General features: G+C 58.4%; 11 protein-coding genes and 3 pseudogenes. 8 read left to right on the forward strand and 6 right to left on the reverse strand.

All coding sequences use genetic code 11. The annotated features are described in order from the left end of the window. The first annotated feature begins 333 nt into the window (after positions 1 to 333). Complete coding sequence (locus tag NKJ93_RS12350) at positions 334 to 1080, forward strand: hypothetical protein (RefSeq protein ID WP_352589311.1); 747 nt, start codon at positions 334 to 336, stop codon at positions 1078 to 1080. A gap of 152 nt (positions 1081 to 1232) precedes the next feature. Here NKJ93_RS12350 and NKJ93_RS12355 read toward each other — a convergent pair whose 3' ends face one another. From NKJ93_RS12355 to NKJ93_RS12365, 3 genes are all read right to left on the reverse strand, one after another. Then, positions 1233 to 1838 (reverse strand): hypothetical protein, encoded by a 606-nt coding sequence (locus NKJ93_RS12355; protein WP_352589313.1) that lies wholly within the window; start codon positions 1836 to 1838, stop codon positions 1233 to 1235. 249 nt (positions 1839 to 2087) lie between these two features. Continuing rightward, the gene (locus NKJ93_RS12360; protein ID WP_352589316.1) at positions 2088 to 2786 is read right to left on the reverse strand and encodes a thermonuclease family protein; all 699 of its coding nucleotides are present in this window, start codon (positions 2784 to 2786) and stop codon (positions 2088 to 2090) included. A 123-nt stretch (positions 2787 to 2909) separates the two neighbouring features. Further along, positions 2910 to 3182, reverse strand: a complete 273-nt coding sequence (locus NKJ93_RS12365; RefSeq protein WP_352589319.1) for a hypothetical protein — start codon at positions 3180 to 3182, stop codon at positions 2910 to 2912. A gap of 920 nt (positions 3183 to 4102) precedes the next feature. Here NKJ93_RS12365 and NKJ93_RS12370 point away from each other — a divergent pair. Further along, positions 4103 to 4376 (forward strand): annotated as a pseudogene (locus NKJ93_RS12370) (integrase core domain-containing protein); the annotation flags it as partial. 19 nt (positions 4377 to 4395) lie between these two features. On the opposite strand, the pseudogene NKJ93_RS12375 reads toward NKJ93_RS12370, so the two are convergent. From NKJ93_RS12375 to NKJ93_RS12385, 3 genes and pseudogenes are all read right to left on the reverse strand, one after another. Further along, positions 4396 to 4503: pseudogene (locus NKJ93_RS12375) on the reverse strand (GDP-L-fucose synthase); the annotation flags it as partial. Next, entirely contained in the window at positions 4503 to 5573 is a 1071-nt protein-coding gene (gmd, locus tag NKJ93_RS12380) for a GDP-mannose 4,6-dehydratase (RefSeq protein WP_352474458.1), read from the reverse strand. The pseudogene NKJ93_RS12375 and the gene gmd, both read right to left, overlap by 1 nt. A 141-nt stretch (positions 5574 to 5714) precedes the next feature. Continuing rightward, positions 5715 to 6016, reverse strand: a pseudogene (locus tag NKJ93_RS12385) (nodulation factor ABC transporter ATP-binding protein NodI); the annotation flags it as partial. 809 nt (positions 6017 to 6825) lie between these two features. On the opposite strand from NKJ93_RS12385, the gene NKJ93_RS12390 reads away from it, so the two are divergent. The 6 genes from NKJ93_RS12390 to NKJ93_RS12415 all read left to right on the forward strand — a co-directional run bounded on the left by NKJ93_RS12390 (position 6826) and on the right by NKJ93_RS12415 (position 14158). Beyond that, the gene (locus NKJ93_RS12390) at positions 6826 to 7266 is read left to right on the forward strand and encodes a hypothetical protein (RefSeq protein ID WP_352589322.1); all 441 of its coding nucleotides are present in this window, start codon (positions 6826 to 6828) and stop codon (positions 7264 to 7266) included. A 393-nt stretch (positions 7267 to 7659) separates the two neighbouring features. Then, entirely contained in the window at positions 7660 to 8649 is a 990-nt protein-coding gene (locus NKJ93_RS12395; RefSeq protein ID WP_023680057.1) for a nodulation protein NodZ, read from the forward strand. 242 nt (positions 8650 to 8891) lie between these two features. Then, positions 8892 to 10307, forward strand: a complete 1416-nt coding sequence (locus NKJ93_RS12400; protein ID WP_352589324.1) for a mannose-1-phosphate guanylyltransferase/mannose-6-phosphate isomerase — start codon at positions 8892 to 8894, stop codon at positions 10305 to 10307. 666 nt (positions 10308 to 10973) lie between these two features. Further along, the gene (locus NKJ93_RS12405) at positions 10974 to 11147 is read left to right on the forward strand and encodes a hypothetical protein (RefSeq protein ID WP_352474479.1); all 174 of its coding nucleotides are present in this window, start codon (positions 10974 to 10976) and stop codon (positions 11145 to 11147) included. A 347-nt stretch (positions 11148 to 11494) separates the two neighbouring features. After that, entirely contained in the window at positions 11495 to 11953 is a 459-nt protein-coding gene (locus tag NKJ93_RS12410) for a (2Fe-2S)-binding protein (protein ID WP_352589327.1), read from the forward strand. Positions 11954 to 11956: 3 nt separating this feature from the next. Further along, entirely contained in the window at positions 11957 to 14158 is a 2202-nt protein-coding gene (locus NKJ93_RS12415) for a xanthine dehydrogenase family protein molybdopterin-binding subunit (RefSeq protein WP_352589329.1), read from the forward strand. The last annotated feature ends 564 nt before the right edge of the window (positions 14159 to 14722 follow it).

The following is a 14722-nucleotide window of genomic DNA, read 5'->3' on the forward strand; positions in this document are numbered from 1 at the left end:
CCAGTCCTTTGTGCCAATGTCCTTCACGATCTATGATCTGGCGAGGGCGTTTTCGTTTGTATTAAACAAACAGATATCGATTTTTTAGGTATTTATAAGGCTTGCTGTTGCCAATCCAAGTAGCGCCGTTAGCAGCTCAAACGCATGGGTTGCTAGATCAATCATAGGGATATTCTAGGCGGCTGGCCGGAATAACGCAAGACCATACCGCCAGACCATACCGCCTGCCGCGCGCCCGCTAGGTCTGAATGGCCTGAGTTTAGACGCGTGATGCCCAAATGACAGAGAGTTCACAGCTGACTACAGTGCCGAGCTGGCTCTTGGGAAACTGTTATGATCATCGACCAGAAGCATCCCATCTCTTGGTCACTCGTCGAGCGCGGCGCAGACGGCCGGAAAGTGATGAAGGACCCCGCACTCACAAAACCATTCCTCTACCATATGCTCGAATGGCGTTACGCCAAGCTGATTTTCGAAACTAACAAACTGCGGCTCTCGCCCGTCCGATGTTGGCAGGACCCCTATGAGCGGTGGTGGTGCGATGGTCTGTTCAATCGCCCCGGTCCCTTGTCGGGGTTTCAACCGTACGGCTCGTGTTGGACCACAGGTGCACATGACGAACCGCGTTGGCGAATGGCAGGCTTTGGTCCCGACAAGGAAACTCCTATTGTTCGAATCCGCTGTCGGGTGGACGCTATGGTGAACGCGGCAAAAGGCCTCCTCAAGAACAGCGCCGGCTCCGCTTTTCTAGGCCGCGTCCAATATCGTGGCGAGAGAACTCTTGTTCGTCTGGCGCAGTCGGTCGCAGAAGGATCGAAGAAAGAAGTTACCCGGATGGCCGCGACCATGCTGTTGCACAAGCGGCGTGCCTTCAAGTTCGAAGACGAGGTGAGACTCCTTTGGCTGGACAAGCAGGCATTGAGAGAGGGTGTCTATATCGACATCGAGGCGAAGACGTTCATCGACCAAGTGATGATTACACCTCACGCAAGCCCCGCTGAAACGGCGAACATCAAACGGGAGATGAAGCCTTTTGGCGTACCTTGCCTCTCGTCTGGTGTGTTGAAGTCGCCGCGTTAGGCGCGGTCCGCGAATCCTTGTGCCACGCAGTTCGTCACCACCTTCAATCTTCAATCTGCGACGGTCGCTCGCGCTGCGCTATGCCAAAGGCTCCGCGCCAGCGCCCGTCGCTTCACCCGCCCAGCAGGGCACAACCCACGCCGGAAACGATCTCAAAACTGGATAGAAACTGGGGGCAACGTCAAGGCCTCTGGAGTAAGGGCTGTCGTTCCCTCCAATTCCGCATTAGCCTCGGCAATTTGCGACTGAAAGGTCCCACGCGATTTTTCCGCAAGAGGGGTCAGCTGCTCAATTTCGGAACGGGCTTGATCGACCTGATCGGCTCTTCGACCAAGTTCGTCAGCAGAGGCGAGCTTTGTCGCTTCCTGCTCAAGGGCATCAATCTTGTTTACGAGCTCCTCATAACGCAGCTGACGCAATGCGCCTGCCCTCTCCATCCCCATAAAGACAGTTTCGAAAGTGATGCCTGCAAGAACCAGGAGGAAGACCAAGATTATGGGCTTCCAGAGCCAAGACGCGCTGAAAAGCAGTGTAGCTATCGGTATCTTGGTGAGCTCTGCGATTGCCACCATGAGAAAGGGTGCACTGGCGAGCGTCAAATCCATTGCAGTGACAGACTCGCTTGCAGAAAACGCTTGTACGCCTAATGCTACACCTGTCGTAAGACCAATCGCTGCGGCCGCAATCTCTAGGGCCCAGGCACCACGGTAGGTCCACTGGCCATAGCTTGCCAGCTTTTGACTCATCACAGTCTGCATTTTACTCCCCCCCGACAGGGCAACATCACGCCTTGATCGCCTGTCAGCATACACTGAAAAATAACTATGTTAACGATTTTGAAAGTCTTGGTTAAGGCGTCTTGTCTCTATTGTCGCAATAATTTTTTCTGCCCTTCAGATATAGAATACCTCGTCAAAACATGGGGTTAGCAGACCGCGCCGCCGATGCATGGTCTTCGTTAGATCGGTGTAAGCGGAAAGCCGAACAGGCCGTAGCGCGCATTTCAGCTAGCAGAGTGTTTCGCATGGGATCCCATCCTTGTCGCGATCGAGTTTTCCGCCCCATGAGCAGTTTTGCAGGTACCAGTTGGCTTCGTCGCAGGAACCGATCTGCTTGCACGTTCTCCGCGGCTCGCAAGAATAGCCGCTCTGCGCGACCAGCTTACGGCTGATGATGCCCAGTGGGCGGCTCGACGGCGCCGCGCCGTCGGCGTGCGCAGCGCGCCATTCCCAGGGTGCCTGAAACGTCCCGGCCCACAGGCCGATCTTTGAGGCTTGGGCTTGCGCCTGCAGCCCCGCATAGGCGCCCTGGCTGTAGCGAGGCCAATCCAGCGCCTGGCCGTGCTCGACCATCCAGGCGGCTACGCCCGCGCCGTCAGCGCGCCGACAATCGCCGACAAAGCGGTGGTAGCGGTCCCATGTCACGAATGTGCATTCGAGCGGCCTCGACGCGGCCAGGAAAGTGTCCAGCGCTTCGGCCGATCGCCGGCCGCAAGGATACTCGGCGCCATTCGCATCGCGGCACGGCTGCCGGCTCTCTGGCGCGTCGATGCCGTTGAAGCGGACGCGCTGGCCGTGGATTTCGATCGTATCGCCGTCAATCACGGAAGCGACACCGGTAAGCGAGGCGGGCGCCGCCCTTCGTGGGCTGGCCTTTGATGCATCGTCGCTACGTTGCGCGCCCGACGGCGCCAGGAAGGCGGCCACTGCCGCCGCTGCCGTAAGACTGAGCATTGCCGGCACGCTCGCAAGTTGGCGCCGCCACAGCTTGGCACCGGTGGGTCTCTGCCACCGATTGGATCGATATTTGCGGTATGGCCTGCTCATCCGCTACGCCGACCAGCCCGGCCATGCGCTGTCGACCATGGGCAGGCCGGCGCAATAGTAATCGTCACGAAACCGCCCGGTGGACCGGTCGCGGCAGCGCCAGATAATGCTGTAATTCTGGCCATAGAATTGGTCCCACGCGACGCCATAGGTTTGTGGTGGCGGTGGCCGGTAATATGTTCCGCCTCCATAGCCGTTGTTGGCAGCGACACCCACAGCTGCGCCGCCGACAGCCGCGATCGCTATGCCTGTCGCGACAGCATTGTCGGTTTGCACAAGCCTGGTGCACTTCTCTGCTGTTGCGCCCCTGCGCACTAGAAGGGCCGCTACCCGACTACGATACTGTTCGTCCGTGCTGCTGGCGAGAACGTGACATAGCGCAACGGTATTCATTGCCGTGAGATCGCTGTCCGACACGACAGTGCTCGTAGAGCAGCCGCTGACGCACAGGGCTGCACTTGCGATGAGTGCTCCAATTTTCATGTGAATTCCCCCGAACAAATATTGGGGCGAGTCCGACCTAGAAGTCCAGAGTTTTGTTTTTCACATTGTTACGATTCACAGCATGCTGCGGCTAGCTGGCATCCACTGCAACCAACCCTTCCGCCGGTCGTTGACTGATGCTGGGTTGATCTCAGCCACTCCAGAACTTGCCCGCTGGCTCAAAACCGGCGGGCTTTTTTCCGCGACGCCGGAAGGCTCTATCTCGCCGCATGTTGTGGTACATCGGCACGCCGTCATCGGGCCGTGCCGTTGACCAAGGTGGTCCCTCCGCCATGGTCGGCCGGCGCAGCCTTGACCGTCCGCGCTGGCCATCCCAATCAAGCCCGCTGGCTTCGGTCGGCGGCTTTTTATTTGATCCCCCGCGCCGTCGGCTTGGATCTAGATCCTCGCCAGTGCCGGATTTGAAGGTAAGCTGCGGCGGTATGATCGCACTTCGCGCGGGACGGACCGTTGGTGTGCAGCAAGAGTGCCGAGTTCATCCGGCCAAGATTCTGCACTAGGCCGAGGTAGGTGAAGGCAGATAGCTTCCGGTAATCGCTGAGATATTGGGATAATGTTCCGCCATGGAGGTGTGTACCCGTATTATAACTTTCCAAACTTCATGTACGAACGCCGTGGACGAGCTGCTGTGTGCGCTTGCCGTAAATCGCTTCCGCGAGTTCACAGTCACAGGTTGGCTATGACCCTAACGCGAGAGCTTCAACGGCCCCTTCGCGATGAACTCCTCAACGAGACGCGGTTCACGTCCCTGGCCCAGCCCCGCGCGAGACTCAATGGCGCGCCGATTACAACGGCGCGCGTCCACACTCGCAGATCGGATGGCAGACACCCAACGAATTTGCATCGACCTTCAACCCGCGACGGTCGCTCGCGCTGCGCAACGTGAAACGCTCCGCGCCAGCACCCGTCGCGTCCACCGCCCATCAGGGCAAATCCACTCCCGGAAACGAACTCACGACTGGATAAAATTTGGGGGAAACGTCAGGGCGGCCATAACTTTGCAGTCATCAGACGCGAGCCGGCGTACAACAGCGCTGCCCACCATACGCTTGTGGCCCGCGACCCACACGGCTTTGCCCTTCATATCGTACATTATGCTTCCTTCATGATTACCGATGTCTGCATGACCTTGAGGTCTTCCCGCACCATTTCCGCGGCGAGCTCGCGCACGGATGTCTCATGCACCCAGCCGAGCTTCTCCTTCGCCTTGGTGGCATCGCCCAGGAGAAGATCGACTTCCGTGGGGCGGAAGTAGCGTGGGTCTACCTGGACTAGGCATCTGCCGGTCTCGACATCATAGCCCTTTTCGTCGACTCCCTCACCACGCCATTCGAGCGCGACGCCGACATCTTCGAAAACCCATTCGACGAATTGGCGGACAGGGGTCGTCTTGCCCGTCGCCAGCACGTAATCATCCGGTTGATCCTGCTGCATCATCATCCACATACCACGCACGTACTCACGCGCATGGCCCCAATCGCGTTGAGCATCCAGATTGCCGAGATAAAGCTTGTCCTGCTTGCCGAGGTAGATAGCAGCGGCGGCGCGGGTGATCTTGCGCGTCACAAAAGTTTCGCCGCGCAGTGGGCTTTCATGATTGAAGAGAATGCCGTTGGAAGCATGGATACCATAGGCCTCGCGATAGTTGACCACGATCCAGTAGGCGTAGAGCTTGGCGGCGGCGTAAGGGCTGCGCGGATAAAAGGGCGTTGTTTCGTTCTGCGGTACGGATTGCACGAGGCCGTAGAGCTCTGAAGTCGAGGCCTGATAGAAGCGGGTCTTGTCCTTCAGACCGAGGAGGCGGATCGCCTCAAGAAGTCGCAATGTTCCGATACCGTCGGCGTTTGCTGTGTATTCCGGCGTTTCGAACGACACCTGGACATGGCTCTGAGCGGCCAAGTTGTAAATCTCGTCTGGCTGGGATTCCTGAACTACTCGGATGAGATTAGTCGCATCAGTGAGGTCACCGTAATGCAAAATTAGGCGCGGATCGGGATCGTGCGGGTCTTGGTAGATGTCTTCGATGCGACCCGTGTTGAAGGAAGAGGAACGTCGCTTAATCCCATGAACGACGTAGCCTTTTTCCAGCAGAAGACGGGTAAGATAGGCACCATCCTGTCCCGTTATGCCCGTAACCAGAGCAACTTTCCTGTTCTCGCCCATTTTCTTCCTGCTCTATTATAGTTGAAGTCTCGACTCCGGCTCGCCACACCGCCAGCAAACTGCGGCCCGCCCCATACCCTATGGTAGGATTTCGACAGATGCGGCGCGGAGCTCGTCATTGACAGTGTCAGCCAGCGAGCACACCTGCTCCTGCTTGGAGGCATAGCAAAACAGAGTCTCGCCGCTAACCTGCCTAAGTCGCACATGCGGCCTGAGTGCCGAACTCAGCTCACGGGGTGAGCGACATAGATTTCAATCACGTCGCACCCGATTTGCTCATCAATCAGCGAGTGAGGACGCACGTCCGTTCTCAAGCACGCAGGTCGGTTGCATAGCCGCTCCGCTTCTTCCACGAAGTGGGTGGCCAGTAGAATCGTCTTGCCCTGCGCCAACAGGGCACGTAGCCATTCCCAGATAAAATGGCGGGCATGTGGGTCCAAGCCGACAACTCCACCTTACCGCTCTCTTGCGCTAACCAAGTAATCTTAATCATTGCCTGCTTCAGCGTCTTCTAATGGAAATTGTTTTGATCAGTGAAATCGATTGTTTGGATGAGGTGCATCCATAAAATGGATTGTTTGACAGGGCAGCGCGGCACATCGGCGGCACAAAGTCGTGGGCGCGAGGTTTCGCTCCGCGCGAAGACAAAGTTCGTGGCAGTCGGGGGCTTTGGGCGAACCGCACATTTGAGACGGCGGCGAAAAGCCGGGTAGGGCATTCCGTATTGACCTCCAAGGAATTTCGGGCGCGCTAGCCCGAAAACGGTAGCTGGGCTTCAACGATGGGGGGACGAGGCGACCATCAAACTGTGTTTCATACTGTAGGCGATCGCAGTGCGGCGAATTTGAACGGCCGCCTTTGCCAGCCCTCGCCATCGCATCCGGCTACAGGTGCCGAAGATCTTCTCGATCCGAGTACAAATTCTGTGGATCGGTTGGTTCCAGGCGTCGAGCTTTCGGCCTCGTCGCGCCCCCACAGCGGTTGCGACGATGCGCGGCCTTCCACCCTTGGCGCGCACCGCGTCGCCGAGATGATTGCCTCGGTAGGCGCTGTCGGCAAACACTTCGCCGGGATTGTCGGGCAGAGCATCAGGAACGGCGTTGCCGTCCTCGGTGTGGGCGCCGTGACGGCGATCTCCTCGACAAGGGCCGTATCGGCGTAGGCACCGAAATGGGCTTTGAAGCAATGAAACGCTGGTCGGCGCTTGTACTTGACCCAATGGCCCTCTTCATCATCTTCGCTGGCCGAGGCGATGATCGCCGCATCGACAGGCGTGCCGATCTTCACCTGGATCGCTGAACTGGCGGGTGATCTCGGCGAACAACAGGGTCATGAACCTCAAGGGCCTGTCGAAAACGGACGAGAGCGGGTTCGCACAGGTGTCGGCTCCGACACCGAGAACCCGCAGAACCGTCGAACGATCCTCCACATGGCTGCAGACGCCAAAATTCCTCTCTCGGCCGTCGTCGCACAGCATCGCGTGCCAGTCGCTCAGTCCGGCCGGATCGAAAGCTATCCGGTCGACACGAGTTGCGCCATGTTGGCGCACTTGAAAGCGTCAGAGGGCGCCGTGTCGCATCTTTCGATGGGACCGGACGCCATGATGGCCATAAATGACGTGGATGGCCTGCGCCTGACATTCGACGGCTGGCGGGTCCTGCACATCCGTCCTTCAGGAAACGCCCGCAAATGACATGTTACGTTGAGGCAGTTAAGAATTGGACTTGAAAAAGGGACTTTGTGGACTGCCTCGAACGGCTGTTTCGCTTAGCAAAGCGCGGCCTCGCGTAAGCAGAGGCCCATCGTCAAGGAATGCCTTAGTATCCAACACATGGATGGGCCACATCCACGCAATCAATTTTACAGATGTCGCCCGGCGCATTAGAGAACGCTGAATTTAACCGGAAGCGGGAGTACCCGGCGTCAAGATTTGCGAGCGTCACAGAGATAAGGATAGGCAGTGCAGAGGGAGCTCTTCTGCCCCACGCGCAGCCTCTACCAAATCGCCCGGCGTAACGGTCGACTAGTATCGATTAAGAGATCCCAAGCCAGATGCAACCTCGTCTCTGAAACGAAATTTCCGAAAATGCAGGTCAGTGGATTGGTAAAGCGCAGGTTCGTCGTCTCTCAGAGGCGTACGGGGTTCGGTGATTGTCTATGGTCGCTGGCGGCCGCTTGGCGCTACGCTCAGCGGTCGGGACGAACGCTAGCCGTCGACTGGCGCGGGTCCTGCTATCTCGACCAACCCTTCACAAATGCCTTTCCGGTGTTCTTCGAACCGATCAATGACATCGCTGGCGTACCGGCTATTTGCGACGACCGGATCAACGACTTTTCCTTCCCGGGTCCATTCTTCCCGGAGTGGTGGAATAGGCCAGCGATCGACTGCCTTTACCGCCCAGATGAGCAGATTTTCCAAGAGCGCGACGAGTTGGGCGAGCTCTTTCAGGCCGAACACGATGTCGAAGCGAACACAGTAGTGTGTGACGCTTGCTTGATGTGGCGCTGCGATGAGGATGCCGAGCGGCAGGTCTTCCAGAGTGTCAAGCCTCGGTCTGAAATTCAAACACGCATAAATGCCATTTACCAAGAGTGTTTTGAGGGGCACAGCATCATCGGGGTTCATGTTCGACATGGTAACGGTGAAGACATCATGGACCATGCGCCCTACTGGGCCGATCCGGAGTTCGCCGTTCGACAAGTGTGCACTGCGGTTGATAAGGCTAAAGCGTTACCGCACCCCAAGCCTGTGCGGCTGTTCTTGTGCACGGACAGCGCGCAAATCCTGGATCACCTGTCGGCCAGGTTTCCCGATCTTCTCACCGTCCCCAAGCATTTCCGATCCGATCAAGACGGCCCCTTACACACTGCAGCACTTGGGATGGACGGCGCAATTTCCGCCCTCGTTGAGATGTATCTTCTCGGGCGCTGCGATACTGTAATTCGGTTTCCTCCGACGAGCGCCTTTACACGATATGCACGCCTTTTCGTACCACGCGTAATTGAGTTCGATCTGAAGGAGCCAAGTCGTTTGATTTTGATAGAAGACAGCCAGAGAATCTCTGGTCTCAGTTAAGACCCGTCACCTGCACAATTCGGCGGATGCAACCAACAGACATAGTTGAATGTCCATTTCTCATCGAGGCCATGGAAGCGTCGTACGATACCGATAGCGTCGTCATCTGAGGCCGTTCGGCAACGCGCCAGAACTTCGCTGTTACTCGGAGGCCGCAGACCAAGCCAGAGCGACGGCGATCGTGACGCTAACGCTCGAAAGGGCGCGGGCAATCACTCCAGAGACGAAATCGAGGTTGTTATATGAAAGTGGTTCCCGTCATCATCAGCGGCGGAGCCGGATCGCGGCTATGGCCCGCCTCAAGGCAATCGCACCCTAAACCTTTCCTCAAAGTGGCAGACGGGCATTCACTGATGCAGCACACTGTGTTGCGCGTCGGTTCGATAAAGGGCGTAGTGGAACTCGTCGCCGTGACATCTGGGGAACACCTCTTCCTTACCAAGGACGAGTTCGACGAACTAGATTCCGTGGTCCTGCCACGCACCTTTCTGCTCGAGCCTGAAGGCCGGGATACGGCCGCAGCCGTTGCGGCGGCCGCCATCCATGCCAAGGCAACGCAAGGCCCTGACGCGATTCTATGCGTCTTCCCAGCCGATCACATGGTTGGCAACCTGCCTGCATTTTTAGACGTCATGTGCCGGGCCATCGAACATGCGAAGCTCGGGCGGATCGCCACATTGGGCATCACCCCAACCAGACCGGACACGGCATTCGGCTATATCGAAGCGGATGGTGAGAAAGTCGTCCGTTTCGTTGAAAAACCGGATCTGGACACAGCCAAAGCCTATGTCGCGTCCAAGCGCTTCTTCTGGAACGCCGGCATTTTCTGCTTTAGCGCACAAACCATGCTCGACGAGATGGCATCGCATTGCCCCGCGGTGATCCAGGCCGTCTCCGACAGCTACGAGAACGGCCGCTTCAGTCAAGGCGAAGGCTTTGCCAAAATCGAACTCGCGCCTGAGCATTTCGGCTCCGCCCCGCGAATCTCGCTCGACCACGCTGTCATGGAGAAGACGAACAAACTTGCCGTGGTTGCCTGCGACATGGATTGGAACGACATCGGATCCTGGAACGCAATGGCCGATTTGATCGCCCCCGACGAAAGCGGGAACAGGATCCGCGGCGATGTGCATATGGTCGACACGACCGGCAGCTATGTGAGCTCCGACAAGCGCGTCATCGGCACGGTCGGTGTCAGCGATCTGGTGATCGTCGATTCCCCGGACGCTTTGCTCGTCGCATCCCGCGACCGCGTTCAGGACGTCAAGAAGCTGTTCGAGGGCCTCAAGGCTTCAGGACATGAAGCTCACCTGGTCCACAGCACGGTACATCGGCCGTGGGGTACCTACACGGTTCTTGAGGAAGGCGAGCGCTTCAAGATCAAACGCATCGAGGTGAAGCCCGGTCGGCGGCTGAGCCTGCAGATGCACTATCATCGTTCGGAGCACTGGGTCGTGGTCAGCGGCTCCGCGAAAATCGTCAATGGCGAGCAGGAGTTGTTCCTGGCGACAAACGAATCAGCCTACATCCCCTGCGGCCATAAGCATCGGCTGGAGAACCCAGGCAGAATTGACCTGGTGATCATTGAAGTGCAGAGCGGCGATTATCTCGGCGAGGATGATATCGTTCGCTTCGACGACGTATATGGTCGAACGTAGATTTCACCCGCGTGACGAGAACGGTCAACGTGTCGCTGACTAATTACCACTAGGAAGCCCGTCTGCCCACTCAGGACCGGATGCTTGTGGAATCGGGAATTGACCAAGGCAGCGGCGAATGACCGCAATCGGCATCAGGGGTGGGACAAATCAACCGGAAAAGACCGGAGAGCATAGTAACGCAACACAGTCCCACTGTCGAATAGCCTTTGATATTTCTGACTTTCCAAGCACCCTCAGGGCCCACCAAAATTATATCAATGGCTTATGGCCGACTTCGCTCTGAAGTGGGCCAAATCGACCTCGCTATCCCCGCAGCACTCAGTTCGATTGTTTTCGCATGAAAACGAGCAAGGACAGGGGGAGGGCGATCTTGTGCTGGCTTCTATGTCCAATCTTGCTCCTGTTCGTCGTCAGGTTGTGTGCAGCCACATAGCGCGGCTATCGCGAGGCTGGAAGGCCTCCGATCGATAGGTGCGGCGAACGGCGGCAACGAGGTGCGAATAGGATGGCTGAGCGTATGATCGAGAATACCGCAGTTGCGGTCTAGCGCGAAATGCAGCGTCTGTGACTCATCGGTCATTGCAGCGGGAATCATGACCCTAAGCCGCCCTTCATCAGCCCACCAGCGCCCAGAAGAAGGCGAAGATCCGTCACAATGCCTACCTGTACCAAGGCTTCAAGCAGTTCACCGCGAATGGGAAGACCGCCAGCCATTGCTTCTTCATTTTCGGCCATTCGCTCGCTACGAATGACGACCACATCCTTAACCGCATAGCGCGTGGCAAGTTTCTGGCACCTATGGTGAACCAGCATCCGCGGATAACCAGCGGATCATGAACCACGCGAACGAGCTAGCGGTGCAGCGCAACGAAAAATCGCCGCTTGATGTCGTCTTTTATGATGCTGCTACAGTTCATGTCTGGGGTTTAGGCTTAGAAGCGGAATGACTGCCAACCAGGTCATCGAGCCGGAAACTGACCGGCCGGTGGGCCCAAAAATGACATTCAGTTGCCTCCAGCCTTTCGACACGAGCCACTTCACGATCTCGCGATTGCCAGCTAGCGGCTTGTTGCTCGAGCTTCGCGATCCTAGTCTGTGGTCGCTATGCCTCAGCAAGAAGATTCCGGTTCCTAGCCGGGCGGAGGCGCAACGAGATAGCCAGCTCAGGACAAGGAGAGCAAGCCATGGTCGCTTTTACCCTCAATGGCGAGGCGCGAACACTCGACGTCGATCCAGAGATGCCGCTGCTCTGGGCGATCCGTGACGGCATCGGACTCACAGGAACGAAATTCGGTTGCGGCCTTGCCCAGTGCGGCGCTTGCACGGTTCACGTTAACGGCATGCCGACGCGCTCGTGCCAGACCGCAGTCGGCGACATCGAAGGAGCCTCGATCACCACCATTGAGGGCGTGTCGGGCAAGATCGGCGAAACGGTCCAGGCCGTGTGGGCCGAGTTCGACGTACCTCAATGCGGCTATTGCCAGTCTGGCCAGATCATGTCGGCCGTGGCCCTCCTGACAGAGACGCCGAAGCCGACGGACGATGATATTGATTCGACGATGAGCGGCAATCTCTGCCGCTGCGCCACCTATCATCGCATCCGCGCGGCCACCCACGAGACCGCCAACCGGCTGGAGACTTGAGGCATGTTGCAGTTTCTCCCGAAGCATAATGCCGTGGGGCCCACGCGCCGCCAGTTCCTCCTCGGCACGGCCGTCACCACCGCGGGCCTCGCCGTGGGCTACCGGCTAATGATGGCCGCGCCCGCCAACGCACAAACGACGCCTGCAGCGGTCCAGGCGAACCCCTTCCAGACCTATGTCGAGATCACACCGGAGAACCGAATCGTCATCCACTCGTCGCAGTTCGAGATGGGACAAGGCTCCTATTTCGGCATCGCCACCCTGGTTATGGAAGAGCTCGACGGCGCCTGGGCGCAGGTCCACGTGGTCGGCGGATATGGCAATACCGCGCTCTACGGCAATCTCGCCTGGGGCGGGGCCGCGCAGGGAACCGGTGGCTCCACGTCGATGAGCTCGTCGTGGGAGCGCTACCGCAAGGCGGGTGCTGCCGCACGGGCCATGCTGGTGGCGGCCGCGGCGCAGCGGTGGGACGTGCCAGCCGGCGAGATCACAGTCGCTTCCGGGGTCGTGTCGCACGCCTCAGGGATGCAGGCGCGCTTCGGTGACCTGGCTGAAGCCGCAGCGGAAATGTCGGTTCCCGACGACGTGCCGCTAAAGCCGCGCGACAAGTGGGCCCAGATCGGATCGGACAGCCTCAAGCGCTACGATTCCGCCGGCAAGACCAATGGCGCGCAGACCTACACGATCGACCTCAAGATGGATGGACTCAATACGGCCGTTATGATCCATCCTCCGAAGTTCGGCGCTGAGATCGAGAGCTTCGACGCCTCCAAGGCCAAGGCACTCGACGGCATTGTCGATATCGTCCAGACGCCGCGCGGCATTGCCGTGGTCGGCAGGGACATGTGGACGGCGCTCAAGGGCCGCGATCTCGTGGAGGTGACCTGGAACGAAGAGAAGGCCGAAAGGCGCGGCACGGCCGAGATCATGGCCGAATACACTAAGGCAGCAGACGATCCGGGCGCGGCCACCGCGCGCGACGACGGTAACACTCCCGCAGCGTTGGCCAGTGCTGAGAAAGTCGTCCAAGGGCACTACGAATTCCCCTATCTTGTCCATGCTTCGATCGAGCCACTCAACGCGGCCGCCCGAATCAACGAAGACGGCACCATCGACGTCTGGGGCGGACACCAGATGCCCGACCTTTATCAGGCGGCTGCCGCTCAAGTAGGCGGCACCACGCCGGACAAGGTGAGGCTGCACGTGATGAAGACCGGCGGCAGCTTCGGCCGTCGAGCGGTCTCGGACGCAGATCTCATTATCGAAGCTGTTTCCACAGCGCGTGCACTGGGACCCGGCAAGCCAGTGAAGTTGCAGTGGACCCGCGAGAACGACATGCGGGGTGGGCGGTACCGGCCGGCCTATGTGCACGCAGTCAAGGCGGGGCTCGACAAGGAAGGCAATGTCGTCGCTCTCCATGACCACATCGTGGGCCAATCGATCGCGGGCGGTTCGCCCTTTGCGGCGATGATCGAGAACGGCATCGATCCGACCTCCGTGGAGGGCGCCACCAACCTGCCCTATGCGATCCCGAACCTGAAGGTCGAGCTGACCACCACGGACGTGAACATCCCAGTGCTGTGGTGGCGTTCGGTAGGCTCCACCCACACCGCTTACGCAATGGAAACCCTGATTGATGAGCTCGCCGCCGCTGCGAACCGTGATCCGGTCGACTTCCGCTTGTCGATGCTCGGTCACCATTCACGGCATGCCGGCGTGCTGAAATTGGCTGCTGAGAAGGCAGGCTGGGACAAGCCTCTGCCGGAAGGCCGTTTCCGCGGCGTGGCACTGCATGAAAGCCTCTCGACCTATGTCGCCGAGGTGGTGGAGATCACCTTCAACGATGGAAATGATTTCAAAGTCGACCGCGTCGTCTGCGCGGTAGATTGCGGCACCGCGATAAATCCTGACCAGATCCGCGCTCAGATGGAGGGCGGTATCGGCTTCGGGCTAGGCGCGATCCTCCAGGAGGAGCTGACCCTGACGGGCGGTGTCGTAGACCAAGAGAACTACGACACCTATATGCCGCTCAGGATCGAGCAGATGCCGCGCGTCGAGGTGCACATTGTGCCGTCCGACGAGCCGCCCACGGGCGTTGGCGAGCCGGGTGTGCCGCCGATCGGCCCGGCCGTCGCCAACGCGCTTCGGGCGGCGACGGGCAAGACGATCCGCAAGCTGCCGATCATAAAGAACTTGTCAGCATAGCCGGGAATGACACCATGAAAACGGCCGGATGAAGATCGCGGTCGTAGGTCGTTTTTGAACGCCTCCTGACAGGCGATCACCTCCATTCGATGAACGACCGCAGACGGTCGTTGGTGCTGGTAGCACTAAAGAACCGCTTTCGAGACGCAAATGCCGCACGCAAATGTCTCGAAAGGGTCACGCTAGAGATTTTGTACCACCTAGTTGCATGTCTGCTATCGCTTTCTGGGCGCGAGAAGCGGCCGGTCCTCTGACGGCCCCATAACAGGACATTGATGTCTTCGCGCTGAGCGTCAGCAGTCGGCGCTACCGCGACCCTTCTCAGGAAGGCTGCACACCGACGCGATCTTCCTTTCGCCTTGCGCAAACCTCCCTTCCGAGTGAGGCGTTCAGTGCGTCGGCTTGGTGGACTGAGGCACTTCTGAGTGGGACAACAACATTGAAAAACATTGGAAAAGATTTGAATGCTCTGAAGTCCCACTGATCTCTTACCAATTGATTTTTATGGCTTTCTGAATACCCTCCGGGCCCACCATAACCATTGATTTTATTGAGGAAAATACG

This window comes from Mesorhizobium sp. M0028 (assembly GCF_040323855.1).
In the GTDB taxonomy this organism is placed as follows: domain Bacteria; phylum Pseudomonadota; class Alphaproteobacteria; order Rhizobiales; family Rhizobiaceae; genus Mesorhizobium.